Source organism: Chitinophaga ginsengisoli (assembly GCF_003014595.1).
In the GTDB taxonomy this organism is placed as follows: domain Bacteria; phylum Bacteroidota; class Bacteroidia; order Chitinophagales; family Chitinophagaceae; genus Chitinophaga; species Chitinophaga ginsengisoli.
In genome coordinates this window covers 516,351-541,688 of sequence record NZ_PYGK01000001.1, presented here as the reverse complement: position 1 = coordinate 541,688, position 25,338 = coordinate 516,351, and the positions used below count along the sequence as shown (strand labels likewise).

21 protein-coding genes are annotated in these 25,338 nt (G+C 45.9%); 11 read left to right on the top strand and 10 right to left on the bottom strand.

Annotated elements, in window-relative coordinates:
• Positions 1-148 precede the first annotated feature (148 nt).
• Complete coding sequence (locus tag CLV42_RS02315) at positions 149-1,222, top strand: hypothetical protein (RefSeq protein WP_146154298.1); 1,074 nt, start codon at positions 149-151, stop codon at positions 1,220-1,222.
• A 256-nt stretch (positions 1,223-1,478) separates the two neighbouring features.
• Here the strand turns inward: CLV42_RS02315 and CLV42_RS02310 are convergent, their stop codons facing one another.
• Together CLV42_RS02310 and CLV42_RS02305 are read right to left on the bottom strand one after the other, a co-directional pair.
• Positions 1,479-2,630, bottom strand: a complete 1,152-nt coding sequence (locus CLV42_RS02310) for an MFS transporter (protein ID WP_106600704.1) — start codon at positions 2,628-2,630, stop codon at positions 1,479-1,481.
• Positions 2,631-2,667: 37 nt separating this feature from the next.
• On the bottom strand, positions 2,668-3,414 hold the full coding sequence (locus CLV42_RS02305; protein ID WP_106600278.1) for a DeoR/GlpR family DNA-binding transcription regulator: 747 nt from the start codon (positions 3,412-3,414) through the stop codon (positions 2,668-2,670).
• 94 nt (positions 3,415-3,508) lie between these two features.
• Here CLV42_RS02305 and CLV42_RS02300 point away from each other — a divergent pair, with 94 nt between their 5' ends.
• Complete coding sequence (locus tag CLV42_RS02300; protein ID WP_106600277.1) at positions 3,509-4,030, top strand: 5' nucleotidase, NT5C type; 522 nt, start codon at positions 3,509-3,511, stop codon at positions 4,028-4,030.
• A gap of 2 nt (positions 4,031-4,032) precedes the next feature.
• Here CLV42_RS02300 and CLV42_RS02295 read toward each other — a convergent pair whose 3' ends face one another.
• Together CLV42_RS02295 and CLV42_RS02290 are read right to left on the bottom strand one after the other, a co-directional pair.
• On the bottom strand, positions 4,033-4,521 hold the full coding sequence (locus CLV42_RS02295) for a hypothetical protein (protein ID WP_106600276.1): 489 nt from the start codon (positions 4,519-4,521) through the stop codon (positions 4,033-4,035).
• A 132-nt stretch (positions 4,522-4,653) separates the two neighbouring features.
• Positions 4,654-5,277 carry a helix-turn-helix domain-containing protein gene (locus CLV42_RS02290; RefSeq protein WP_106600275.1) on the bottom strand — a complete coding sequence of 208 codons (624 nt, stop codon included), beginning with the start codon at positions 5,275-5,277 and terminating at the stop codon, positions 4,654-4,656.
• 387 nt (positions 5,278-5,664) lie between these two features.
• Between CLV42_RS02290 and CLV42_RS02285 the strand changes: the two genes are divergently transcribed.
• From CLV42_RS02285 to CLV42_RS02270, 4 genes are all read left to right on the top strand, one after another.
• A complete protein-coding gene (locus tag CLV42_RS02285; RefSeq protein WP_106600274.1) occupies positions 5,665-5,961 on the top strand; it encodes a hypothetical protein in 297 nt (98 codons plus the stop codon).
• A 208-nt stretch (positions 5,962-6,169) separates the two neighbouring features.
• Entirely contained in the window at positions 6,170-8,083 is a 1,914-nt protein-coding gene (gene acs / locus CLV42_RS02280; RefSeq protein WP_106600273.1) for an acetate--CoA ligase, read from the top strand.
• 163 nt (positions 8,084-8,246) lie between these two features.
• The gene (locus tag CLV42_RS02275; RefSeq protein WP_106600272.1) at positions 8,247-9,872 is read left to right on the top strand and encodes a RagB/SusD family nutrient uptake outer membrane protein; all 1,626 of its coding nucleotides are present in this window, start codon (positions 8,247-8,249) and stop codon (positions 9,870-9,872) included.
• Positions 9,873-9,964: 92 nt separating this feature from the next.
• A complete protein-coding gene (locus CLV42_RS02270; RefSeq protein WP_106600271.1) occupies positions 9,965-10,909 on the top strand; it encodes an alpha/beta hydrolase in 945 nt (314 codons plus the stop codon).
• A gap of 239 nt (positions 10,910-11,148) precedes the next feature.
• On the opposite strand, the gene CLV42_RS02265 is transcribed toward CLV42_RS02270, so the two are convergent.
• From CLV42_RS02265 to CLV42_RS02240, 6 genes are all read right to left on the bottom strand, one after another.
• Positions 11,149-11,721 (bottom strand): L,D-transpeptidase family protein, encoded by a 573-nt coding sequence (locus CLV42_RS02265; protein WP_106600270.1) that lies wholly within the window; start codon positions 11,719-11,721, stop codon positions 11,149-11,151.
• A 187-nt stretch (positions 11,722-11,908) separates the two neighbouring features.
• Positions 11,909-14,854 (bottom strand): M16 family metallopeptidase, encoded by a 2,946-nt coding sequence (locus CLV42_RS02260; RefSeq protein ID WP_106600269.1) that lies wholly within the window; start codon positions 14,852-14,854, stop codon positions 11,909-11,911.
• A 94-nt stretch (positions 14,855-14,948) separates the two neighbouring features.
• Positions 14,949-15,194 carry a hypothetical protein gene (locus CLV42_RS02255; protein WP_106600268.1) on the bottom strand — a complete coding sequence of 82 codons (246 nt, stop codon included), beginning with the start codon at positions 15,192-15,194 and terminating at the stop codon, positions 14,949-14,951.
• 28 nt (positions 15,195-15,222) lie between these two features.
• On the bottom strand, positions 15,223-16,137 hold the full coding sequence (locus tag CLV42_RS02250; RefSeq protein ID WP_170117361.1) for an outer membrane beta-barrel protein: 915 nt from the start codon (positions 16,135-16,137) through the stop codon (positions 15,223-15,225).
• Positions 16,138-16,160: 23 nt separating this feature from the next.
• Entirely contained in the window at positions 16,161-17,300 is a 1,140-nt protein-coding gene (locus CLV42_RS02245) for an anti-sigma factor family protein (RefSeq protein WP_106600266.1), read from the bottom strand.
• Between the two features lie 51 nt (positions 17,301-17,351).
• Positions 17,352-17,837 (bottom strand): RNA polymerase sigma factor, encoded by a 486-nt coding sequence (locus CLV42_RS02240; RefSeq protein WP_106600265.1) that lies wholly within the window; start codon positions 17,835-17,837, stop codon positions 17,352-17,354.
• 369 nt (positions 17,838-18,206) lie between these two features.
• On the opposite strand from CLV42_RS02240, the gene kbl reads away from it, so the two are divergent.
• From kbl to ispG, 5 genes are all read left to right on the top strand, one after another.
• Positions 18,207-19,409: a glycine C-acetyltransferase gene (gene kbl / locus CLV42_RS02235; RefSeq protein ID WP_106600264.1), complete on the top strand. Its 1,203-nt coding sequence runs from the start codon at positions 18,207-18,209 to the stop codon at positions 19,407-19,409.
• Between the two features lie 347 nt (positions 19,410-19,756).
• On the top strand, positions 19,757-20,560 hold the full coding sequence (gene blaOXA, locus CLV42_RS02230; RefSeq protein WP_106600263.1) for a class D beta-lactamase: 804 nt from the start codon (positions 19,757-19,759) through the stop codon (positions 20,558-20,560).
• A gap of 431 nt (positions 20,561-20,991) precedes the next feature.
• Positions 20,992-22,029, top strand: coding sequence for a VWA domain-containing protein (locus CLV42_RS02225; protein WP_106600703.1), 1,038 nt, complete (start codon positions 20,992-20,994; stop codon positions 22,027-22,029).
• Positions 22,026-22,817: a tetratricopeptide repeat protein gene (locus tag CLV42_RS02220; RefSeq protein WP_106600262.1), complete on the top strand. Its 792-nt coding sequence runs from the start codon at positions 22,026-22,028 to the stop codon at positions 22,815-22,817. Before CLV42_RS02225 ends, CLV42_RS02220 begins: the two co-directional genes overlap by 4 nt.
• Before the next feature lie 75 nt (positions 22,818-22,892).
• Positions 22,893-24,836, top strand: coding sequence for a (E)-4-hydroxy-3-methylbut-2-enyl-diphosphate synthase (gene ispG, locus CLV42_RS02215; protein ID WP_106600261.1), 1,944 nt, complete (start codon positions 22,893-22,895; stop codon positions 24,834-24,836).
• Positions 24,837-25,338 lie beyond the last annotated feature (502 nt).

Sequence of the window (25,338 nt, the reverse complement as noted above, 5' to 3'; positions counted from 1 at the left end):
TTATTCTTCATATTATGTTTATGATTAAAATGGGTGGCAATATTTTAGAGATTAAGAGACACTTGTAAACGAACGATGAGCATTAGATCGTACTTTTTTAAATAACAGTAATTATAAATCTGATCATTAATTCAAACCCTGATACCTGATGAAAAAAGTTCTATTTTTCGGGATGCTGGCATGCAGTCTTGCATTTTATGCCTGCAAAAAAGACACTAAAGACGATGAAGGTGGCGGTGAAACACCTACAAAAATTGATACTGTTTACCTCAGCGACAGATCTGCACTGGCTACCAAAGTAAAAGTGGCATTCGGTATTGCCAGCAAAGGCAGCATACCTGCGGCAACATCCGAGAGTGGTACCCCTGTTCTGGTCGAAAATAAAAACATTGTAGACGCGATCAGCGGCCGTTATATCGTGATTAAACCTTCTTTTAGTTATTATGAGTCCACCATTAAAGGCTACTATGTGTCCATTAATGGAAGTGGCGGGTATTTCAAGATAGATTATGCCGCCAACCGTGGCTTTTACAGACAAGCGCCTCAGGTGCAGGGTTCCTTGTTCCGTGAGGGGGATTATGTTGACTCCTCCATCATTATCAAATTACCGAAATACATTGTAGGCGATACACTATCCCTCACCTATGCCGCTTACGATTCCCTGGGTCATGTCAGCAACCAGGTACCAGCGCATGTACGCATTCACAGCCAGAATGGTATTGCAGACTACCAGGATTTTGTCGGTACCTGGAAAGTAAACAGGAAAACAGATGCCAATGGGGTATGGCAGAACTACTATATTCCGGACACCTCCCGGACCAATTTTGCCTGTGTGAATAACCAGGTGCAATACTGCCTGAATAATCAGCAGACCTGTTTTCCCGGTATCGCGGCCATAACTGCAGTTACCAAATACGACCTGATGTTCACTGATATGAATGAATACAGTGAGTTATTCTCTGCTACGCTCTCCCGTGTTATCCTGGACAATTCCACCTGCGATAAGCTGAGCTATGGTACACAGACCATCAGCAAACTCGAAAAAGGCGGATGGTCATTCAATGCCGAAACAAAGATCATGACCATCGTGGTAGATAATAATGGGCTTGAGTTTGATAACTTTTATTCCTATCAGGTGAAGATCCTGGAAATGACCCCTCAAACGGTCACCTTGGTGCGGCTTGATAATACTTCCTATACAGTGGAACTTGTTAAAAAATAATCATCTCTTTATTTCACAATACGCAATGGGCTGATCATAATGATCAGCCCATCTATTTTTCTAAAACCCCAATTCCTCCCGGTTCTCCCCGATCCCCCGGTTGCACCGGGGGCTACAAACAAAACGGCACCTACGGAGCCGATCGCCCGGGAATGATTATATTATGTTCCTGATGTTATGAGCCCGCGCTACAAACACACGCTCCGTCTCAGGCGGGACCGTTTGCCGGGAATGATCATGTTTTGATCTACACCTGTTAGGCTTTCACTTTCTTGCTCATCACCGCTATAAACATCCCCATCAAAGCAATAATCGTAAAAGAAATACGCAGACTCGTAGCCTGTGCTATGAAACCGATTAACGGAGGGCCTGCCAGGAAGCCGAGATAGCCTATCGTAGATACAGCTGCCAGCGCCATACCTGGAGAAGATGGTTTACTACGGCCTGCCGCACTGTATACCAGCGGTACTACAGAAGACACACCTGCACCTACCAGCAGGAAGCCTAATATGGCAGTAGCGAAGTAGGGCAATGTCACTGCTATCAGCAATCCACCTGCGGTGAGGCCGCCGCTTAACTGCAACATCCTTTTGGTACCGAAACGTACGGTCAGCCAGTCGGCTACAAAGCGGAAAGCTGCCATTGTACTCATAAATGCGGTATACCCCAGACCTGCAGTCTTCTCTGAGGCCAGTACTACTTTTTTGAAATACACACCGCTCCAGTCGAACATCGTTCCTTCGCAGATCATGGAACAAAAAGCGATGACACCCAGCGTCAGCAGTATCTTGTCAGGCCAGGCAAGCAAAGGGGTCTTTTCTCCACCAGCGGGCGCATCATGTGTTACGGCATATCTGATAGCCACACCCACAATAGCGATGCCCAGCACCATGATAAACAGGAAGTGCTGATAAGGCACTATTGCCAGTGCTGCCATACCTGAACCAATTGACGCACCGGTAAATCCGCCCAGACTCCAGAGTCCGTGAAAGGAAGCCATAATAGAACGGCCATACATCGCCTCTACAAGCACGGCCTGTGTATTGACAGCGATATTGGCCATGTTGCCACAGAAACCGAATAATACCAGACAACAGAACAGCTGCCAGCTTTCCCCGGCTAAACCCAGTGTTGGTAATACTCCTGCGTATAACAGACCGGCTATCATCAGTACATGACGGCTGCCGTATTTACTTACCAGCACTCCGGCCACTGGCATTGATAACATAGAACCGATAGGTAAGGCCAGTAGCATACTACCTAAGGCTCCTTCAGAGAGATGCAACTTTTCCTGGATGGCTGGAATCCTGGAGGCCCAGCTGGCAAAACATAGTCCTGTCAGAAAAAACAGGGCGCTCACGGCAATACGTGTAGTTCTTTTGTGCGAATGACCGATTGTCAATTCCATACTTGTTGGCTTTGAAATACTTAAACTTTCTTGTTTGTCAGATAACATTTATTCCAAGCTGGCGGTAAGGTGCGGCCAGTGCCAGGCCGGCTTCGTCTGTTATAATTGTGTCCATAGCTGTTATGTTACATACCTTATAGGGCTCTGCAGTCCCCATCTTATCACTGGTTACCAGTGCAATGACCTTATTGGCCGACTGCACCATCACATTCTTCACCGCTGCTTCGTCCATATCCGGACCTGTCACTCCTACTTCGGTATGCAGGCTACATACCCCCATAAAACAAATATCGGCCCGTAGCTTTTCCAGCATCCTGATGGTATCAAGACCGGAAGTGACCTGAGAACTCTTGAAGATCCTTCCGCCGGTGAGTATCACCTCTACCTCCGGATGCTCCATTAATTGCATCGCAATGGGGATACTTGGCGTCACTACCGTCAGCTGAAGCGAAGGAGGGAACAGCTTTACAAGGGCATAGGTCGAGGTACCTCCGTCCATGATAATGGTTTGACCATTATGCAGGAAAGACAAGGCTTTGGTGGCAATGGCCCGCTTATCGTCTTCATGGATATTGATACGCTCATTAAAGGCAAATGGATTGGGAGAATGCGGAATAGCGCCTCCTCTGACCTTGATCAGCAGCCCATTCTGGGCCAGAACCTCCAGGTCGCGCCGCACGGTATCCTCAGATACCTGCAGATCATTACTTAGCTCTGTATGCAATACCTTATGGTCTGTCTGCAGCTTCTTCAGTATATAATCAAACCGCTCTTCTTTCAGCATAATATTGCAATTTCCTGCGAAAATATGAAACATTTTGCAATAACATGCTATGTACTTTCAGTTAAATAGCTAACTTTGCAAAAAACAGCAGAATATGGCAAGAATTGCAATCGACATGGACGGCGTTATGGCAGATACCACCCAGCAATATATTAACTGGTATGCCGAACGCTATGGCGTACAGGTAGATAAAGCGACCTTATATGGACAACCGGAAACATCCGGATTTCCCCATGGCAAAGAAGTGATACGCGGGTTCTTGTATGAGCCGGGATTCTTCAGGACCAAGCCTGTTATAAAAGACAGTCAGGAAGTGATCAAAGCGTTGTATGACAAACACGAAGTGTTCATCGTATCTGCCGCAATGGAGTTTCCTAATTCATTACCGGAAAAGCTGGAATGGCTGGAAGAGTTCTATCCGTTTATCGGCTGGCAGAATATTGTGTTCTGTGGATCCAAGACAATTGTGCAAGCAGACTATATGATAGACGACCACGTAAAAAATCTGCAGCCGTTCAAAGGAGAAGCACTGATGTTCACCGCTCCGCATAACGTGAATATAACTGATTTCAAAAGGGTCAACAGCTGGGAAGAAGTAGGCGCCTTGTTATTATAAGCCTACAGGTCAATCTTCGCCCTGTTGTTGATGCTATTATAGGCATAACCTTCGGGGTCTGTGGCCAGCCCTTTCCAGACTGGCAGGTACAACAGCTCGTAGGCCCGGTGTTCAAATGCTTCCGCATCGGCAATGCGTTCGGAGGTGTCATCACACCATGATAAACCTCCTCCGGGCCACTTTTTATTCAGTTCCTCGAGGATAGCGTGCATAAATGCAGGCCACCACATATCTGCAGAAAGTGCTACTTCCCGTATGATGAGGTGTACGGCAAACGGCATAAAAGTATAATCCTCCACCTTTATTAAGGCATTCCGCTGGTCATTATTTAACCTGGCGGCCAGGATATCGGCATACCGTTTTTCGGTAAATACCTGATCTGCAGCACCGCAAACGGGCATTACGAGGTACCACACAGGAGGGTCAAATGCATTAGGCAGATAGTTCATCAAAGCACGTTTGATAATACCATTATCATTATAGTAATTCACGTAAAACTATAATAATTTCATTACACGATAAAAAACCTGGGAATCACTTTCTGTGTGTTGTGGGTTGAAAATGAAAAGAATATGGTTATTGTATGTGTATAGGTCTTTAAACAGATATGCTTTCTTCCTGACTTATCCTTTTTTTGAACGGGCCTGTTTACGTAACTGCAAAATGTCCTTCTTGGCGGTTTCAAGCCCTTCTTTCAGAGAAGAATAACTTTTCAGCAGCTGGTTATGCTCTTCCAGCAGCTTGTAATATTTTTCCCGGAGAGCAAGCATTTCATCATTTTCCGCCTGCCTGGAGTCTTCCATTGTACCGGGATGAAGAAAAGAGTTGGTTGTCATCTCAAGGGCTCTGACCACTCTATCCAGTTCCTCAGCTCCGAAAATTTCCTTTTCGAAAAGATTATACATCGTTCTCCTGCTCATGCCCAGGCGTTTCGCCAGCCTCGTTTTATTCAGTCCCCTTTCTCCGATCAGCTCCATCAGCCGGCCACCGTGATGTAATACTGTGCTTTCATTTCCTTTCTCACCATTGGAAGAAGGGACGCTGTTCCATTCATAAAATTCTTCGGGAGTGATACTGATAATCTCACAAAATTTTTCGAGTGTGCTCCGCTTCATATCACTTTTACGCAAGTGATAATGCGCAATCTGGTTGGTGAAGCCGGCCATGTCGGCAAAGTCGACTATCTTTATTTTCTTCTGTTTTAATATTTGTTTTAGGCGTTGGCCCATGTGGATTAACCTGGACATGTATACTATATTTTACTAAACAGTGGATTGCATTGGTGCGCAATTCATACAATATAATAATAATTTCCATTTCATTATCACAATTGGAAATTCATATAGACAATATAGTTATCACCCTGATAATACCATTTCGATATCATTTTCAGAAAACAATTACGTTTACAATTCTCTCCTGATAAAAATGTTTACATTTTTTCTCGTAACACAGTAAGTATACTATATAATTATCTGCTAAATAACATTTTGCAAAACGAATAAATATAGTTGTGCAATTTTTTTTGAGGTAATATGTTTATAAATATATTTGCTTATATCACAATGATAATTAGTACAACTGAGAAATACTCTCAATTTAATCGGTAACACATTTAATCAAAATTTAGCAAAATGAAAAAATCAATGCCCTCGACGTCGCATCCGATCAATTTATTACAGGATGTGCATTCAAGGATGATCAATCTGCCTATCTACTTTCGCGAACGTGTATGTGAGGAATGCTCCTGGAGCATCCCTACATTCTATCGTAAGATGCGCAGCGCACTAAAGCCCGGTAGTGACAAAGAAAGGATTACTCCCAACCTTAGCAATGCGGAAAAAGAAAAAATCATGGCAGTTCTTGACGAAGTGTACGAGAGCTTTTGGGAGTACTGTGAAAAGTACAGGAAAAAACCAACCAGGAAGTAAGTAAATTCCGGACGTTCATGCCTATGCCCTTTAGAGTTAACTTCCCTTCTTTCAGCTGTCTAAAATAGTAAAACCCCTTACCAAACTCCTTCTTACACTTTTTGCACATACGCAGGATTCCTATTGACTATTGCCCATTTTTACTAAATTTAAGCTGCAGATTATTGATAACACGTACTTTATGACCAACAAAAACTGATTGCAAGCTATGGCTTACCCGTACCAGATCAAGAGCTTAGAAGAGTATCAACAGAATTATCAGCAAAGCGTAATGGACCCGGAAGGTTTCTGGGCGAATGTAGCTGATCACTTTTATTGGCGCCGGAAGTGGGATAAAGTGCTGGAATGGAACTTTAAAGACCCCGATGTGAAATGGTTTACCGGTGGTAAACTCAACATCACAGAAAACTGCCTCGACCGTCATCTCGGCACCCTTGGAAATACCCCTGCCATCATCTGGGAACCCAATGACCCCGAAGAGCGCCACCGTGTTATCACTTACCGCGATCTTTACAACAAAGTATGCCAGTTTGCCAATGTGCTGAAAAATAACGGTGTCAAAAAAGGCGACCGTGTCTGCATATACATGGGGATGATACCTGAACTGGCTATTGCCGTACTGGCTTGCGCCCGCATAGGCGCTATTCATTCCGTAGTATTCGGCGGCTTCAGCGCCCAGTCTATCGCCGACAGAATCCAGGATGCACAGGCCAGCCTCGTTATTACCTGCGACGGTGCTTTCCGCGGCAATAAAGACATCCCGCTGAAATCTGTCATTGACGATGCGCTCATAGGCTGCCCTTCCGTTAAAAAAGTAATTGTATGCACCCGCACCCGCACGCCTGTCAGCATGATAAAAGGCCGCGACCTCTGGTGGGAAGATGAGATCAAACAGGTGGAAACCATGGGCAATCCGCCCTGTGCTGCCGAAGAAATGGACGCAGAAGACATGCTCTTCATCCTTTACACTTCCGGTTCTACCGGCAAGCCTAAAGGCGTTGTACATACCTGCGCAGGCTACATGGTATATGCCAACTATACCTTTGTCAATACTTTCCAGTACCAGCCAGGTGAAGTTTACTTCTGTACCGCAGACGTAGGCTGGATCACCGGTCACAGCTACATTATATACGGCCCCCTCAGCGCCGGCGCTACCACCCTGATGTTTGAAGGTGTGCCTACCTATCCCGATGCAGGCCGCTTATGGTCTATCGTAGATAAATACCGCGTCAATATACTATACACCGCTCCTACTGCTATCCGCAGCCTGATGGGTTACGGTCTGGGTCCGGTAAATCATAAAGATCTCAGCTCCCTGAAGAAACTCGGCAGCGTGGGCGAACCTATTAACGAAGAAGCATGGCATTGGTTTAAAGACCACATTGGTAAAGGGCGCTGTCCTATTGTTGACACCTGGTGGCAAACCGAAACCGGTGGTATAATGATCACGCCGATTGCCGGCATTACCAAAGAGAAACCCGGTTATGCTACTTTGCCACTGCCAGGTATACAACCGATCCTCGTTGACGAGAATGGAAAAGAAGTGAAAGGCAATAACGTAAATGGTAACCTCTGCATCAAATTCCCATGGCCTGGTATGTTACGTACCACTTATGGCGATCACGAACGCTGCCGTACCACTTACTTTGCAACCTACGAAAATCTCTATTTCACCGGGGATGGTTGTCTTCGAGATGAAGATGGCTATTATCGTATCACCGGTCGGGTAGATGATGTGCTCAACGTAAGCGGACACCGTATCGGTACCGCAGAAGTGGAAAACGCTATTAACATGCACGCCGGTGTAGTGGAAAGTGCCGTTGTAGGTTATCCACACGATATCAAAGGCCAGGGTATCTATGCTTATGTTATTACAGAAAGACAGGTACACGATCCTGAACTAACCAAGAAAGATATCCTCCAGACAGTATCCCGTATCATCGGCCCGATTGCCAAACCAGACAAGATCCAGTTTGTAAGCGGCCTGCCGAAAACACGCTCCGGAAAGATCATGCGTCGTATCCTGCGTAAGATAGCTGAAGGAGAACTGGATAACCTGGGCGATACCTCTACCCTGCTCGATCCAGTAGTGGTAGAAGAGATCAAAAGAGGAAAACTCTAACGGAGAAATAATATTCATATTATAAAAAGGGTCAACATGTTTGGCCCTTTTTTTGTATCTTTGTGAACCCGAAAGAAAGGAAAACCTATACCTAAAACCAATATATAACAGGACAACAACTCACAAAACCTCGTGAATTAACGTTTTCCCAACACCAACATTTATGAAGAAATTATTATTCCTTGCCTTGTCATGCAGTCTGTGGGCGTGCAAAGACGACAACGATGTAAAACCTGAACCTGAAACACCGCAACAACCAACTGCCAGCGTTACTGTATGGGATGCCACACAATGGAGCCCAGAGCAACCTAAAGGAACACTGGCTGATGGCGCAACCGTAGAACTATATGCATCGCAACAGGATTACCTGACTAAAAAACCTGCCTATACTGCTACCACCAATAGCAGTGGTGTGGCTTCCTTCAAAGACATTCCTGAAGGCGAGTATTTCATGGTAGCCACGAAAAACGGCAAAACCAATACCTGGCGCGATGCCCAGAATATGACCCGGGTGTCTGATACCGTTTTCCAGTCAGAAGCAGAGATCAAAGATCCACAGCAACCAATACAGGACAATGTACTCCCTGGCGACTTCAAATACAGGGACCTGAATGGTGATGGTATCATTAACAACAATGATGTAGCTGCTGCGCCATTCTTCAAACTCATTGTAAAAAAAGATTCCGTTAATACCATCAGGACGCTGATCGGCTCTACTGTCAATCACGCATATACCACACTCGCGGCAGTGGAGACTGCATTCTCAAACGAGTTTCCAAAGATCAGTGCTGCTCACCAACAGGCAGTAATGCTGGATGGCGTGCTCAGTGATGAGGCAGATTGCCAGATCACCAACCTGCCAACCGGCTTTTGCGAACTGGACCAGTTTACATTTACAGCCGCCAATAGTATTATCACTGATGTCTGGAAGAACCACTATGCCAGCATTCTTCAGCTAAACAGAATGTTAGCCAGCCTCAATGGCATACAAGGAGATAAAGCTGCTATTATTGCACAGCTCAAAGGCTTCCGCGCATTTTTATACCTTGAGCTGCAAAATTATTTTGGAACATTGCCAATGACAGATGCGCTGCTGATGCCCGCAGGCATTTCCCCCGGCAGCATATACCTGACAAGATACAATATCAAAAAAGACCTGACCGATGCGATACCGTCATTGCCGGATGCTTCCCCTGCTGCCAAACCATGGTACATGACAGCTGCTGCTGCCAATATGTTGCTGGCCAGGGTAGCACTGCTGGAAATAAACGGTAGCGATGCTCTCACTTATACAGATAAAGTTATTGCCACCAAAAAGTATGCACTGACCGACTCAGCGAAAGTCTTTACCGCTCCTGCGAGCAACGAGATCATCTGGGATATTACCGCGAATATGAACACTCCTTTTAAAGATTACTTTGTTCGCGGCGGACTGACAGTTAATTTCTGTCCGGCTATCCGTTATACAGAAACGTATCTGATCAAAGCTATGGGCAAGATCTTATCAGAAGACCTTTCCGGTGCAAATGAGGCGATCAACACTGTACGCACAAGAGGTAAAAAACCTGCTATCACATTAGCAACGCTTGATGCCGCAAGGACTGAATTAACTGCGCTGTACAAGGAAGAATTGTATAGAGAAGGTTTCCGTTTCGCCCGCCTGGTACTTTATAATAAAGCCAAGGAAGTACTTGGCAGCAAAGGATATCAGGACAAAAATGCGCTATTGCCTATTCCTCAGTCAGTGCTTGAAAATTATCCAAATATCCATCAGAATGTAGGGTATTAATAGCTACTGATATTCAAGGCAGTTATCAACAACCTTTGTAAAAAAGCGGGTATATCAGCAATTGATATACCCGCTTTTTTTACTTTTACCCCATGAAGCTACTGAAACGCATCCTTCGCGTACTCCTTGTCTTATTCGTATTGTTGAATATCATCGCCGCTTTCCATGCCTGGAAGTTCACTCATTTTTATGCAGCTGGTAGCTTCAGAAATAAACTGCCCGAACAAATGAGTGTCCTCGAAAAGGCGCAGATATTGCTGCTGGGCGTACGTATTTCAAAATCCATTGTCAGGCATACTCCCGACGTTCCTTACGAAACCATTCATCTGACCACCAGTAACGGCTTACAACTGGAAGGATGGTGGATGCCCATTCCTTCTTCCAAAGGCACTGTTATTCTCTTCCATGGTTATGGTGGCAGCAAGGAAGGACCTATTCCAGAAGCGGCGTACTTTCAGAAGCTTGGCTATAATACACTGCTGGTTGACTTTCGTGCGCATGGCAACAGTGAAGGCAATGTGTGTACTGTCGGATATAAAGAGGCGGAAGACGTGATGCTGGCTTACAACTTTGTGGAGAAAAAAGGAGAAAAACATATCGTGTTATGGGGTGTTAGTATGGGAGCAGCGGCTGTTCTGAGAGCAGTACCTACCTATCACCTGCATCCTGATAAAGTAGTACTGGAATGCTCTTTTGCCACGCTTACCGACGCTGTTAAAGGCAGGATGCGGGCAGTAGGGTTACCCGGTACACCGTTCTCTCAGCTGCTTACTTTCTGGGGAGGTATAGAGAATGGATTCTGGGGCTTCAGCTACAATCCGGAAGAGTATGCACAAAGCATTACCATGCCCGCATTGGTATGCTGGGGCGTACATGACAACCGTGTTACCAGGCAGGAGACGCTCAGCGTTTACAGGCATCTCGGTACGAAGAAAAAAGAGCTGGTTATTTTTGAAGAATGCGGGCACCAATCATTCTGCAGAAGAGAAGGAACAAAATGGAAGCAACACGTACGGGAATTTCTGGCAGCCAGATAACTTTACTTTCCAGGAAATACACCAATAAAAAAAGCACGCTCCACCCGAATGAAGCGTGCTTCACAAGACCAACATCCGCCTTTATGATAATCATGATACCAGGTCGCGCCCGGTATCACTACAATGCTCCTGGCCAGGGCCATAGTGGCACCGTTCTTAATCATGAATAGCATGTAAGATCTACGAATGCGTTTCTTATAGTAAAGGTAAACATGCACACTGCTATGTGCATTACAGCATCAACGTCTTATTACAACAGGCGTCCCGACTTTGATAATCTCATACAGTTCACTGACGTCCGCATTCTTCATACTTACACAACCCAGGGTCCAGTTAATACGGCCTTCCACATAGTTGTCCCTGATACCGGAATTCCATTCCACGCCATGAATGCCTATACCACCACCAGGTGTAGCGCCGGCAGGAAGTTCTCCATCGTCCTGCATCTGGTGGAACCGGTTCCAGGATGCCTCATTCGGATAATCCAGCAGCATAAAACGATTCCAGAGCTTATCCACTCTCTTGCTTAGTATATGAAACGTGCCTTCGGGTGTCAAACGGTCTCCTTCCTGTCTTTTGGCCGACTGGTCTTTGTTTCCGAAAACTACCTTGTAGATCTTCCGGAGTGTGACATCTTCGTAAAGATATAACCGGTAGTCACTCTTATCGATCAGTAAAAATACCTTGTCAGGATCAATGTTACTGGGCAGTATTTTCACTTTATACAGGTAATCCTCATCACCTTTATTAGTAGTAAATCCTGATACACTCAGCGTCAGCACCAGGAGTATCAACAAGCAATAGCGATTCATTTTCACAGGGATTTTGCATTAATGTTAACGTTGAGTGTCAACTGATTATTGCAAATGGTTAAAAAATTCAGATGGCAAAAATAAAGAACCATCCGGAATTTCCGTCAGATGATCTCTGTACGGAACCGGATGGTTCATGAATATATAGGGCTATGCCCTTATGTATTTTGTACTATCGCTGTTTTGCTTAGTAACCGAAGATTTCTTCCAGTGACACTTTCTTTACATCGCCGTACTTCTTCAGATCGTCTACACTCACCTTCTTCTCTGAAGCCAGGATACAATAAGTGTACGGTTTCTTGGCAATGTTCTGCTCATGGAACTGCTTCACATTTTCAAATGTGATACCGTCAATCTGTGAATATACGGTCTTACGGTAATCAGTATCCAATCCCAGTTTCTTTGCCGCCAGGTAGTTGAAGATGATACCGTCCTGGGTAATACGTTCTGTTTCTATATCCTGTTTCAGACTCTGTCTGGCTGTTTCAAACAGTTTGTCTGAACGCGGAATATCATTCAGCAGTTCATTCATACCATTGATGGCCTCGTTCATTTTATCGGCCTGGCTACCTACATAGGCTACTACAGAATAACGTGCGTCTTTTCTGTCGGGGGTAGCATAATAAGCGTAAGTAGAATACGCCAGCGCTTTGGACTCACGGATGGTCTGGAATACAATAGACCCCATGTTACCACCAAAGTAACCGTTGAACATATCTACCAGTGCCGTATTCTCAGCTTTGTAGGTATCTGTGTTCCTTACCCAGTTCACCTCAGACTGTACCATGTCATAGTCTGTAAACAGTACCTGGTTGCTGCCCTGATCTATTTTATCAAACTTTACAGCAACAGGTACCGGCTTAAGTGCCGCTGGTACAACATGTTCTTTCTGTACGGCAGCTATTGCCGCATCCAGTGTTTGCGGGCCATAATAAATAACTGAATGCTGATATTCCGGTAAAGCATGCAGGATGTCTGCCAGCTGCTGTGCGGTAATACCATCCAGGTCGGCCTGGCTCAGTTGATTATTGAAAGGATTTTTTGAACCATACATAGCATAGCTTGCCAGTCCTTTCAGGATATTGCCTTTATTCAATTTACTGTCTGCACGACCTTTGGCCACACGACCTTTGAATGCAGTCAATGCCTGTTCGTTTGGCTGACAGTTCTTCAACAGATGCTCAAACAGGGATACTGCCTTATCAAAGTTCTCCTGTAAACCGCTAATGCTGATGGTAGTGACATCAGTACCTGCGGATACGTTGAAGTTACAGGCGATGTTATAGAATTCTTTACTGATCTGTTCAGTAGTATATTTATCTGTTCCCAGGAACTGGAGATACTGTGCTGCCAGCGGTAACAGTTTATTGTTCCAGCTGCCCATCTCGAAACGGTAATACAGGCGGAACAGGCTGTTGTCTTTATTCTGCACGTACAATACATCTGCAGCGCCCAGTTTACCCTTCTGGATATCCTTATTAAAGTCCAGCCACAGTGGTTGGATCTTAGATGCCGGCATTTCGTTCACTTCTTTCAGGAAGACAGATTGTGCCTCGCGGTTTACTTCCACCGGTGTAATAGCCGGCTTCTCTACCTTCTGAATATTTTTGTCCTCGCCCTTACGTTTATAGAGCAACACATAGTTGTTGGCAAAGTATTTATTAGCGAAATCAACGATTTGCTGTTTCGTTACTTTACCCATATCATCCACAAAGGATACATCTGTCAGCCAGTTCTTTCCTCTGTGTTTGATAAAACCGTCCATCAATGAACTGGCCCTGGTGTTATTACTTTCCAGTCCCTGCAGTTCTGACAGCTTGGCGTTGTTCACAATAGCTTTTACCATTGTCTCGTCAAACTCTCCTTTCTTCAGGATCTCCAGCTGTCCCAGTAACAGGTCTTTTACCTCTTCCAGGGTCTGGCCCTGTTTGGCGGTACCGTTCAGGGAGAACACAGAATAGTCTTTCCAGGTCATTGCACCGGCGCTTGCCTTCAGCACCTTCTGTTGTTTATTGATGTTCAGATCGAGCAGGCCTGCTTTACCATTGTTCAGTACTTCGGATACCACTGAGAGCAGTACATTTGACTTCACATCCAATGCGCCTGGCATACGGAAAGCGATCATCACATTTTCTGCATCAGGACCGAATACCTCTTTTACTATTGGTGCACTTATTGGTTTCTCTACAGGCGCTTTGTATTCGTTCACCGGTTTTGAGCGCATGTAAGAGAAGGCCTTATCTACCTGTCTGATCACCTGGTCAGGATCTAGATCGCCAGCCATTACGATGGCCATGTTATCGGGCACATAGTAGGCGTTATAAAAATCGCGGATCGCTTTCAGGGAAGGATTCTTCAGATGTTCTATCGTACCAATGGTGCTCTGCTGACCATAGTTGTGTGTTGGGAACAGGGAAGACAGCATCAGTTCATAAGACTTGCGGGCGTCATTATCCAGGCCCCTGTTCTTTTCCTCGTATACAGCTTCCAGTTCGGTATGGAACAGACGGAAAACCGGGTCTTTGAACCTTTCTGCCTGAACGGTCAGGAACTTGTCTACCACGTTGGAAGGAATATCTTCTTCATAGATCGTCTCTTCCACCCAGGTGTGTGCATTGGTACCCTGCGAGCCCATTCCAGCCATCAGTTTGTCATACTCGTTGGCAATGGCATACTTTGCCGCCAGACCGGATACGCTGTCTATCTGATGATATACTGTTTTACGGGCAGATAGATCGCTGGTATGATTGTAGTTATCATACAGGCCCTCAATCTTATCGAGATAAGGTTTTTCCTTGGACCAGTCCAGGGAGCCAAACTGCTGGGTACCTTTAAAAAGGAGGTGTTCCAGGTAGTGTGCCAGACCGGTATGATCGTGCGGGTCGTTGTTGCTACCGGCACGGACACCAATCAGGGTCTGAATACGTGGGTCCTTCTTATTAACGCTGAGAATAACGGTCAAGCCGTTCTTTAGTGTGTAGAAGCGTGCTTTCATCGGATCGTTGGTGATATACTTATAAGTATATCCTCCGGATGTGCTCTCCTTCCACTCATACTTTTGTTGTGCCCCTGCGATAGTGGACATAGCACAGGTGACCAGCAATGTAGAGATTGCTTTTTTAATGAGGTTCATGTATTGGTTTTTGAAAATTTACCAAATATAATGGTAATGCCCGGATGTGAGGCAACAGGAATTTGTTAAAAGGGATTAAAAGATGAGCAATGGCCTATCTTTTCCAGTCGTGCTCCAGGGTCGGGCCGTACTCGATATTAACAAAAAGTGCATCAAGGGCTACAGGGGTTTCCGTATGAGCTAAAAACAAGGGGCGCTCATAAGAGAGGCCATTAAATGATAGCCCATCATTTTGTCCCGGATGATGGGCATAAACCTTCACTCCTACAATTCTCTTTTCACATGAATGAGCCCATACAATAAATCCGGTACAGGCCAGAAAAGCAATAAAAGAACGCATACTAAACAAATTTTATCCCCCAAAAACGTTAAAAGCTATTTAAACGTATTCCTATTGAAAAAGGATATTGTTCTAAGCCATAATCGTGCAAAGGGGTTAACGCAAAATTACCATAAAGTTTGAGAGGTCCATAACCAATATCTCCCGTCAGGCTTAATTTCCACTTGTTGAGGTTGAATTCATCCACTTTTTTCTCTTTTCCCCGTTCCCTGCTGATCTGTTTCGTCCGGGCCTTTACCAGGTATCCTCCCATCACACCCATTCCCATTTTGAATGCTCGTGAAGGGCGGGCCGGATTACTATTGAAGTTCAGCATTACTGGAACACTCAGGTATTCAGCGAACAACTTATTCTTGGAAAAATTCACATTGTCACGGATGATCTCGGTGGGGTATCCTGGTACATAGGTAATATTTCTCGCAAAACGGTAGTTATTCATTTCGACGCCTAAGGCATAGATCAGATTCAATTTGTGTTTATAAATATTCAACCGTTGCTGGAAGAGCCAGATATTGACATTGATCGACTTCCCGGTAATCAGTTTGAATTCAGACGGTGTAAGCGGGGCACTACCTCCGCGGGGGGCAAGGGTATTCAAACCTGCTGCTGAATAGGTAAATGACTTATTATAGACATCTGATACTCCATTGGGCGCATAAAAGGCTAATGCAACGGCCCCGGTATAATCACTGCGATCTATATAATTATTGAACCCAAGGTCAACCACAAACCATCTGGTTTGCAGGTTCTTTTTCAACTTCTCCCTGGCGTATGCCGTATCATTGTAAACCTTGAAGATGCGTTTACCCTTTGTGTCTTTTCCCTTCACAATGATCAGCCCTTTGATCTGGATAGTCTCCACCAGGCTGTCGGCGGTCTGGGCACTTGCACCAACGCTTACAATAAGTAGTAACAATAAATAGCGTAAAACTTTACACTTCATATCAAAAAAATTCATTCATCGGATTATTTCTTCTTACGTGACAGGAACCTGGCTACGTTTGCTACTCCATTGAGTAGTTTACTGTCGCCATTCATTGTCACGGCCACCACCAGTTCACCATTTGCCGGTGTGGCTGCGGCAGCAGGAGGTGCGTTATTGATCTTCTCCGCATTTGCCATAACAGTTGTTTTATCTTGTACAGCAGTTACGTTTTGCGCCAGTATATTCTCCTGTTGTTCGGTCTTTTCCTGTAGTTGCTGCACTACTTCGCCGGAAGTAGATGCTGGTTGCGGTAGTTTGGCCAGTGCTGACAGGCGGCTATCGGGCTGACGATCGATACCGGGTTCCTGTTTCTGTTCATTAACAGCTACGTCAGGTACAGCAGTCTTATTCATCCTGGTATCAGTCCCTTTCTGAGCAATGACATTATCCTGGGATGTTTTGCCATTGGTATCGCCTGTAGCCCGGGCAATCGCGTTTGTCTCTCTTTTCTCATCCGCAGCGGCGGTTTTTGCTACCTCGCCGGCGGAATTGCCTGCCGGGTTACCTGCATCTGCCAGAGACGAAGTGCTCGCCTGCTGATCGGCTGACTGTTTTGCCGCAGGAGTATCTTTCTTTGCAACTGACTGTCTGCCAGCCATCTGCGGATTCTCTCCTGAACGCTGACCAGGGAGGAGCCAGACACTCAGTCCGACTACCACTGCAGCAGCAGCGCTCCACCACCACAGGGGCCGTACTTTGGAACGTTCCCTTCTTCTATATAGCGATGCTTTGTTCCCAAATGTTACAGCAAAATCAGGAGTTAATCTGGCGGTCTGCAATAACGACAGCTCCTGTTGTATATGCGGGTGCTGGCTGATCAAGGCTTCCAGCTCCCTTTTTTCAGATACACTCAGTTCATTATCAACGTAATCCAGCAGGAAGCGTTCATAATTTGTGGCAGACAGCGCTCCTGTATTTTTATAGAGTGCTTCTTTATCATTAAACCTCATTCCTTCGTCAGGGCTCAGCTTTGTGGCCTGCAGCAATGCCAGTTCCTTCCGGGCGTCCGGATGCTGCTGCATAAAGGCTTCCAATGCGGCCATCTCCTCCCCGTTCAGCTCACCATCAATGGCGCTGAGCAGGAATTCCTCGTAGTTCGATATGTTTATATTAACTGCCAAATCAAAGACATATAATTAATATGCAATATTACTTGATTCCGTTTAGCCGTACTAGATCACATTTTCCATCTTCACCAGGTACTGTTTCAGGTGTAACCTGGCTCTGTGCAGATAAACCTTTACCTGTGAGGGATTTAGCTGCATAATGTCTCCTATTTCCTCATAGCTGTAGCCTTCGTAATCCTTTAATAATATGAGTGAACGCTGAACATCCGTGAGTTTGTCCAATGCCTTCTCCAATACTTTTTTTGCGTCGTGGATCCGTTGTTCGGAAATCTTCGTTTCTTCTTTGAAATCGTCCACCAGCGTAATACGCTTCACCTTACGGACATGATCTATCATATTGTGGTAGGCAACAGTAAACAGGTATGACTTGCCTTTTTCAAAAGGCACATCGTTACAGTGCTTCCACAATATTTCAAACGCATTCTGTACAACATCTCTGGCGTCCTCGGTATGGTCTAAATTTTTAACAATAAACCGGAAGAGATTGTCCGCGTACAGGTCCACGCATTGATTGTACTCCTTTTCCGTCATCCGGTGTTGCGGGATTTTAGTGCTAATGTCCGACAATTACTTTATATCCACTCATCTTCCCCTCTATTCCAACCACACTATTTGTCTGTGCGCTTCCGTTCTACACGTATCGCTTCCGGACGGCAGGTTCCCGCATGGCCTGTTGCCATCCTTCAATAGCGCGGAAATTCAAACTCAGTCCGGACCCCGTTACCACACAAGATCAAATTAACGGGATCAACGTGCAGACATTACTATGACGCAGAGCGGTCCCCAAATGTTACAGCCCCGTCAAACTTTTTCCTACCCCGCCATAAAAGCCTGCATAGGTGACAGAATCGCAATACTTTTATTGCCATAACTTTGAACCAGGTTACAAATCTGCTATTTATGAACCAAAAATTCACTGCCCGCCTTCAACAGGAACTGGATGAAATACGCTCCGCCGGACTCTTTAAGAATGAGAGAGTGATTACGTCTGAACAAGGAGCTGAGATTCAGGTAAATGGAAACACCGTTATTAACTTCTGTGCTAATAACTACCTGGGCCTTTCCAGCCATCCCGATGTGATCAAGGCAGCCAAAGATGCCATTGATACTCACGGCTATGGCATGAGCAGCGTTCGCTTTATTTGTGGTACCCAGGATATTCACCGTGAGCTGGAACAGAAACTGGCAGAATTCCTTGGTACTGAAGACACTATCCTGTACGCGGCTGCTTTCGACGCCAACGGTGGTGTATTCGAACCGCTCTTCAATGAACAGGACGCCATCATCTCTGACGCCCTCAACCACGCTTCTATTATTGACGGGGTACGCCTCTGTAAAGCACAGCGTTACCGTTATGAACATAACAATATGGCTGACCTGGAGGCTAAACTGCAGGAATCCGCCTCCCTCCGCAGCCGAATTATCGTAACAGATGGCTCTTTCAGCATGGACGGCACCATCGCCCAGCTGGATAAGATCTGCGATCTGGCCGACAAATACGATGCGATTGTCATGATCGATGAAAGCCATTCTTCCGGTTTCCTGGGTAAAACCGGTCGCGGTACCCACGAATACCGTAATGTAATGGGCCGCATAGACATCATTACAGGTACCCTGGGTAAGGCCCTTGGTGGTGCATCCGGTGGTTTCACCAGCGGTAAGAAAGAGATCATCGACATGCTGCGCCAGCGTAGCCGTCCTTATCTCTTCTCCAACTCCGTAGCCCCCAGCATTGTTGGTGCTTCCATCTCCGTGCTGAAGATGTTGAGCTCCACTACAGCGCTCAGGGACAAACTGGAATACAACACCCGTTACTTCCGTACCAAAATGACGGAAGCAGGCTTCGATATCAAACCAGGCGACCACCCTATTGTTCCTGTAATGCTGTACGATGCCGTACTGAGCCAGCAGTTTGCTGACAAACTCCTGCAGGAGGGTATCTATGTAATCGGCTTCTTCTTCCCGGTAGTGGCAAAAGGCCAGGCCCGCATTCGTGTACAGCTCAGCGCTGCACATGAACAGGCTCACCTGGATAAGGCCATCGCTGCTTTCACGAAAGTGGGTAAGGAACTCGGGGTAATCAAAGAAAAAATTGCACAGTAATATATAAAGGAAAGCTGCATTAGAAAATAAGCTTCAGAAAAATCAAAAACGAACTGCAAAGGCTGGTCTATGGATCAGCCTTTTTCATTTTCTCCTGAACCATTCCTCGATAATCGTCTCTAGTTCCTTTCTGGTAGTATCTGTTCCCTGTGCTTCCATATCACTATACCGTCATTTCCATATCACTTTACCGGCATTTCTATATCGAATCGATATAGAGATGTCGGTAAAGTGATATGGAGATGACGGTATAGCGATATGGAGATATAGGGATCGGGACGAACTCAAAGCGATTTTAAGCGAGTTTTACCCTAAATAGCTACTTTTGCAGCACTAAAAAGATGTATATGAAACGAACTGGCTGGATACTCCTGCTGGTAGCCATTCTGGCGAATGCCTGCGCTCCGAACAACGTCAAGATCGAAAACGACTGGGAAAAGTATTTTGCTGAATACAAGGTTGAGGGATGTTTTATGCTGTTCAACAACAGCCAGGGTACCTTCAAGGTGTATAACATTGACAGGGCAAAGGAACGTTTCGTGCCTGCTTCCACTTTCAAGATCTTCAACTCCCTGGTAGGCCTTGAAACCGGTGTACTGAAAGATACGGCTACCGTTATTCCATGGGATGGTGTTGTACGCCCCGTTCCGGAGTGGAACCAATCCCTCAGTATGAAACAGGCTTTCCAGCTGTCGGCTGTTCCTTACTACCAGGAAGTAGCCCGCCGCATCACCAAACCTGTTATGCAGCACTGGCTGGATACTGTTAAGTATGGCAACATGAAGATCAGCCGTATAGATACCTTTTGGCTGGATAACAGCCTGCAGATCTCTCCGGATGAGGAACTTGGCTTCGTCAAGAAGCTGTACTTCGATGGACTGCCTTTCCATAAACTGACCATGCAATGGGTACGCTCCATCATGCTCATGGAGAAAACCAACAAATATGAGCTGAGCTATAAAACGGGTATGGCCACCGTTGGTCCTAAAACCATCGCCTGGATAACAGGTTGGATCGAAGAAAATGGACATCCTACTTTCTTTGTCCTGAATTTCGATACAGAAAATAAATCCCTCGATGTCAGGAACGTTCGCATGAACATCCTGAAAAACCTGCTGAAAGATGCCGGTTACATGGAAGGAATGAAATAAATAACTACGCTATTCAAGGCCATAGTTGAACAGGTCAAATACCTGCGGAACTATGGCTTTTTTATGCCTTTTATTGTAGTTGCCACGGTCAACAATTGGCCAGGGATAAGAAAAACGCCACTACTCACATATTTGCCACCGTCAACCAACTAATGCTCAATCCTTTATCAGTGGGAATCTCACAGAATAAGGTATCTGGTATCAGATCCCCCATCCATCAGTATAGCCGCTTTCCTCACCGCTTCCTGTTTTTCCGACTGCTTTGACCGTCCTCCTTTCCGGTAACTGCTTGTCTACCATCGCTCCCTACCCTGATAGCGTTAAAAAACTCCTAAATCAACACCTGCATATGAGGTAAAACGTACTAAAAAAATTATATTTGATCCCTGTGTCCGGTCTCCCTCATGACCGGCAGAAGAAATCTTTATTGGATGATGTTACGTTTTCAGCATAGTGAATACTTATGGGCACTGGTCCTGTTACTGGTACTGCAACTGGCATTCCTCAGCATATCCTGGTGGAAAAGACGTTCCGTTCGTAAACTGGGTGACCCTGTACTTGTAGAGAAATTATTTACGGGCTATTCCCGCAGGCGCTTCACTTTCCGTTTCCTGCTGATCTTCCTTGCCTTCCTTTTCGGCGTGATTGGTCTGGCCAACATTCAGAAAGGCAGCCGGATGGAAAAGATCACCCGGAAAGGAGTAGATGTGGTGATTGCCCTTGACGTCAGTAAAAGTATGCTGGCGGGCGACGTGAAACCTGACCGCCTGACCAGGGCGAAACAACTCATCTCCAAACTGGCCGACAAACTGGATAATGATCGCATAGGTCTGGTTGTATTTGCCGGCAACGCCTACCTCCAGATGCCACTGACCATAGACTACTCTGCCGCCAAAATGTACCTGTCTACCGTAGGACCAGAAATGATTCCTACACAGGGTACCGCCATTGGACAGGCCATCCAGGTCAGCGATGATGCTTTTAATAAGAAAGAGAGAAAACATAAAGCCCTCATTATCATCTCCGACGGAGAAGACCATGACGAAGCCGCTATCTCAAAAGCCAATGCAGCTTTCGACAACGGCGTTGTGATTAATACCATCGGTATAGGTTCTCCTACAGGTTCTCCCTTACCGGATCCTGAAACTGGCACCTACAAAAAAGACAAGGAAGGCAATACCGTTATTTCCAAACTGAATGAAGAGGAACTGAAGTCCATCGCCGCCGCAGGAAAGGGTATCTACGAACACCTCGACAACAATACCGAAGAGGTCGTGAATTCCCTGGTCCAGAAGATAGATAGCATGGAGCAGAAAGAATTCGGAGAAAACATCTTCACTGACTATAACAGCTACTACCAGTATTTCCTGGCTATCAGTGTGTTATTGCTCGTGGCCGAGTTCTTTATACCTGAAATCAGGCGCCGTGCACGCCCAAATGTTGTTGTTACCGCTACAGAAAAACCATGACGAAACTAACATTCACATATCAGACCTTGCTGGCCGGCCTTTTGATCTGCCTGTGCCAGAGCGCTTTCGCCCAGACCGGAAATAAATATATCCGCAAAGGAAATGATCTGTACAAGAATAAACAGTATACCGACGCTGAAGCCAACTATAAGAAGGCGCTGGAGGTAAACAAGCAGTCTGTAGAAGGCCGCTATAACCTGGGGAACTCCCTGTACGAGCAGAAACGTTATGATGATGCCCGCACCCAGTACGCCAACAGCTTTAAGATAGCACCTACCCGTGAAGGCAAGGGCGACGCCAGCTATAATATTGGTAATACCTACATGGAAGGAAAGAAATGGGAAGAGAGTATCAAGGCATATAAAGAAGCGCTGAAACAGAATCCTACAGACGAACAAGCCCGCTATAACCTGGCTTATGCGCAGGCTATGCTGAAAAAACAGCAAGGTGGCGGTGGAGACAACAAGGACAAAAAAGATAAGGATAAGAATCAGCAGAATAAGGATCAAAAGAACAAGGACCAGCAGAATAAAGATCAACAGAATAAAGATCAGCAAAACAAGGATCAGCAGAACAAGAACAAACAAGACGAGAATAAGGATAACCAGAATAAGGACAAGAACAAGAATAAAGAACAGCAGGACGAGAAACCTGAACCACAGCCAAGCAAATTGAACAAACAGGAAGCAGAGCGTTTACTCCAGGCATTAGGTCAGGAAGAGAACAAGCTGCAGGATAAAATGAAGAAGGCTAAAGGACAGGTAGTGCCTGTTGATAAAGACTGGTGATCGGGGATGGCGCTGCGCAATTGATCCATTCGAGATTTCTATTCATTACCTTTGCTGGATATTTGGATTTCTTTTATGCAGCTATATTGTAATTCACTAACGGAATATAAGCGACTGGCCACTTTAGAGGTAAAGGTTGGAGATCTGCTGATCGGTAATAATCATCCCGTACGTATCCAGACCATGACCACTACGGATACAATGGATACTAAAGGCACTGTGGAACAGGCTATCCGTTGTATAGAGGCCGGTGCAGAACTGGTGCGTATTACCGCCCCCAGCAAGAAAGAAGCAGAAAATTTGTTGCCCATCCGCAATGAACTGCGCAAAAGGGGATACACTACCCCCCTTGTGGCAGATATACACTTCACACCGAACGCTGCCGAGATAGCTGCCCGTATTGTTGAAAAAGTGCGTATCAATCCAGGTAACTACGTTGATAAAAAGAAGTTTGAGACACTCACTTATACAGACAGCGAATACCAGGAAGAGATAGACCGTATCCGTAAACAGTTCACGCCTCTGGTGAAAATATGCCAGGAACACGGCACTGCGATGCGTATCGGTACTAACCATGGCTCCCTGAGCGACCGCATCATGAGCCGATATGGGGATACTCCCATGGGCATGGTGGAAAGTGCGATGGAATTTCTCCGCATTGCGGAAGACCTGCACTACAGGAATATCGTGCTCAGTATGAAATCCAGTAATCCCCAGGTAATGGTACAGGCTTATCGCCTTCTTATCCATACCATGCAGGAACAACTGGGTCACTGCTATCCGCTGCACCTGGGTGTAACCGAAGCTGGTGACGGAGAAGATGGCCGTATCAAGTCTGCCGTTGGTATCGGAACCCTGCTGGAAGATGGCATTGGCGATACTATCCGCGTGTCTTTGACGGAAGATCCGGAATTTGAACTGCCCGTATGCCGCGACCTTGTGAAACGTTACACAAGCCGCCAGGAGCATACACCTATTCCTGCCGTAGAACAGCTGCCTTATTCTCCTTTTGACTATAAACGCCGCGAAAGCGTTGCTGTAAATAACATAGGTAGTAAACAGGTGCCTGTTGTTGTGGCTGATTTCAGTACCACCACCGGTATTACCCCGGGACATCTGCAGGCAGCCGGTTATCAATATGATGCCAATACCGACAAATGGAATATTGCTGATGCTGCGGCCGATTACCTGTTCTCCCGTGAACTGCTGTCTTTCTCACTGCCAGGCACTTTGAAAGTGATTGTACCACATGACATCTGGTACGGGGCTACAGACAAGGAGAAATATATGCCGCTCTTTACTGCGGAAGAATACCTGCAGTCCAAAGAGCGTTCTTCCATTATCAACTTCATCGATCATAATACCGGGGTAGCCTTGCCGGAAAATCTGCTGCAGCAGATGGCGAAAGACCATACCCTTGTACTCTGCCTCCACTCTTCCAATGAGCATGCCATGCCGGAGGTAAGACGTACGATGATCACCCTGCTGGAACGGCAGATACAGCAACCTGTAATATTGAAATGCTTCGCAGAAGACAATACTGCCGACGAGCACCTGATACATTATGCTACCGAAACCGGCGCCCTCCTGCTGGATGGATTTGGAGACGGTATGTGGCTGATCAGCGAAGCGACCGGTGCGAATGCTCCGGGTCATGCACTACTCAATAACATCGCCTTTGGCATTTTACAGGCTACCAGGACGCGTATTTCCAAAACAGAATATATCTCATGTCCCTCCTGCGGACGTACCTTATTTGACCTCCAGGAGACCACTGCGAGGATCCGGGCAGTGACCAACCACCTGAAAGGCGTTAAGATCGCTATTATGGGTTGTATCGTAAATGGTCCCGGGGAAATGGCGGATGCTGACTTCGGATATGTAGGCAGCGGCGTAGGAAAGATCACCCTTTACAGAGGAAAAGAGGTCGTGAAACGGGGATTGAACAGTGAGGTGGCTGTTGACGAACTGATCTCCCTCATTAAGGAAAACGGCATGTGGGTTGACACAGCGAATTAAAGGTTTGTAACGCGGACCGATCCCCCCTGATCCAGCAATAAACCGGGAAGCAAAACACCAATAGACTCTGTAGGAGTCTCCTTGTTTGTAGCCAGGGGTGATAACCCCTGGACAACGTAGGTGACAACCCCGGGAATGATGGGTGATTCCCCGGGGAATAACGCGGTAATCGCCCCGAAACCATATTAATTGAAAAAGGTCCCGCAGTTGCGGGACCTTTTTGATCAAGGTTAACAGGATGATTCATAAATCAATAAAGGGGGTCACTATATGTTCGTCAGACAATCGAATTGTGCGCTTCATCAACATTCACACTCCTTAACCATTTACAATAAGTTAAGGGGTTATCAAACATTTTGGGGTTAACTGTTATACTTTGTCAGGTGATACAAAGGTACGCTCATGACAAGCCCTTTGTCAAGCGTATCAATACGCAATCTCTTGCGGAAACTACGTTTCAAGAAACTGCAAATCACTACGTTAAAACATCCGAATAAATATT

What these genes read in the sequence shown, in the direction of transcription:
- CLV42_RS02275 (WP_106600272.1), top strand. Translation starts at nt 8,247, where the DNA reads ATGAAGAAATTATTATTCCTTGCCTTGTCATGCAGTCTGTGGGCGTGC.
- CLV42_RS02255 (WP_106600268.1), bottom strand. Translation starts at nt 15,194, where the DNA reads ATGCGTTCTTTTATTGCTTTTCTGGCCTGTACCGGATTTATTGTATGG.
- CLV42_RS02315 (WP_146154298.1), top strand. Translation starts at nt 149, where the DNA reads ATGAAAAAAGTTCTATTTTTCGGGATGCTGGCATGCAGTCTTGCATTT.
- CLV42_RS02305 (WP_106600278.1), bottom strand. Translation starts at nt 3,414, where the DNA reads ATGCTGAAAGAAGAGCGGTTTGATTATATACTGAAGAAGCTGCAGACA.
- CLV42_RS02225 (WP_106600703.1), top strand. Translation starts at nt 20,992, where the DNA reads ATGATGTTACGTTTTCAGCATAGTGAATACTTATGGGCACTGGTCCTG.
- CLV42_RS02270 (WP_106600271.1), top strand. Translation starts at nt 9,965, where the DNA reads ATGAAGCTACTGAAACGCATCCTTCGCGTACTCCTTGTCTTATTCGTA.
- blaOXA (WP_106600263.1), top strand. Translation starts at nt 19,757, where the DNA reads ATGAAACGAACTGGCTGGATACTCCTGCTGGTAGCCATTCTGGCGAAT.
- CLV42_RS02250 (WP_170117361.1), bottom strand. Translation starts at nt 16,137, where the DNA reads ATGAAGTGTAAAGTTTTACGCTATTTATTGTTACTACTTATTGTAAGC.
- CLV42_RS02260 (WP_106600269.1), bottom strand. Translation starts at nt 14,854, where the DNA reads ATGAACCTCATTAAAAAAGCAATCTCTACATTGCTGGTCACCTGTGCT.
- CLV42_RS02290 (WP_106600275.1), bottom strand. Translation starts at nt 5,277, where the DNA reads ATGTCCAGGTTAATCCACATGGGCCAACGCCTAAAACAAATATTAAAA.
- CLV42_RS02220 (WP_106600262.1), top strand. Translation starts at nt 22,026, where the DNA reads ATGACGAAACTAACATTCACATATCAGACCTTGCTGGCCGGCCTTTTG.
- ispG (WP_106600261.1), top strand. Translation starts at nt 22,893, where the DNA reads ATGCAGCTATATTGTAATTCACTAACGGAATATAAGCGACTGGCCACT.
- acs (WP_106600273.1), top strand. Translation starts at nt 6,170, where the DNA reads ATGGCTTACCCGTACCAGATCAAGAGCTTAGAAGAGTATCAACAGAAT.
- CLV42_RS02240 (WP_106600265.1), bottom strand. Translation starts at nt 17,837, where the DNA reads ATGACGGAAAAGGAGTACAATCAATGCGTGGACCTGTACGCGGACAAT.
- CLV42_RS02265 (WP_106600270.1), bottom strand. Translation starts at nt 11,721, where the DNA reads ATGAATCGCTATTGCTTGTTGATACTCCTGGTGCTGACGCTGAGTGTA.
- kbl (WP_106600264.1), top strand. Translation starts at nt 18,207, where the DNA reads ATGAACCAAAAATTCACTGCCCGCCTTCAACAGGAACTGGATGAAATA.
- CLV42_RS02310 (WP_106600704.1), bottom strand. Translation starts at nt 2,630, where the DNA reads ATGGAATTGACAATCGGTCATTCGCACAAAAGAACTACACGTATTGCC.
- CLV42_RS02285 (WP_106600274.1), top strand. Translation starts at nt 5,665, where the DNA reads ATGAAAAAATCAATGCCCTCGACGTCGCATCCGATCAATTTATTACAG.
- CLV42_RS02300 (WP_106600277.1), top strand. Translation starts at nt 3,509, where the DNA reads ATGGCAAGAATTGCAATCGACATGGACGGCGTTATGGCAGATACCACC.